Source organism: Marinomonas sp. ABL3_031 (genome assembly GCF_056161265.1).
Genome location: NZ_JBSWYU010000035.1, coordinates 1 through 754 on the forward strand (window position 1 = coordinate 1; position 754 = coordinate 754).

The 754-nt window shown below is 52.8% G+C and carries 1 rRNA gene; it reads left to right on the plus strand.

The features are described 5' to 3' along the window. A 23S ribosomal RNA gene (locus ACXAH2_RS17140) occupies positions 1-741 on the plus strand; the annotation flags it as partial. Positions 742-754 lie beyond the last annotated feature (13 nt).

Here is a 754-nt window from a genome sequence, read left to right on the forward strand (position 1 = left end):
ATCTTGAAATACCACCCTGGTATGTTTGAGGTTCTAACTCAGGTCCGTAATCCGGATCGAGGACACTGTGTGGTGGGTAGTTTGACTGGGGCGGTCTCCTCCCAAAGAGTAACGGAGGAGCACGAAGGTGTGCTCAGCATGGTCGGAAATCATGCATAGAGTGTAAAGGCAAAAGCACGCTTAACTGCGAGACAGACACGTCGAGCAGGTACGAAAGTAGGTCTTAGTGATCCGGTGGTTCTGTATGGAAGGGCCATCGCTCAACGGATAAAAGGTACTCCGGGGATAACAGGCTGATACCGCCCAAGAGTTCACATCGACGGCGGTGTTTGGCACCTCGATGTCGGCTCATCACATCCTGGGGCTGAAGCCGGTCCCAAGGGTATGGCTGTTCGCCATTTAAAGTGGTACGCGAGCTGGGTTTAGAACGTCGTGAGACAGTTCGGTCCCTATCTGCCGTGGACGTTTGAGATTTGAGAGGAGCTGCTCCTAGTACGAGAGGACCGGAGTGGACGAACCTCTGGTGTTCCGGTTGTCACGCCAGTGGCATTGCCGGGTAGCTACGTTCGGACGGGATAACCGCTGAAAGCATCTAAGCGGGAAGCCTCCCTCAAGATAAGATCTCACTGGGACTTGAGTCCCCTAAAGAGCCGTTCGAGACTAGGACGTTGATAGGTTGGGTGTGTAAGTGCTGTGAGGCATTGAGCTAACCAATACTAATTGCTCGTGAGGCTTGACCATATAACACCAAAGT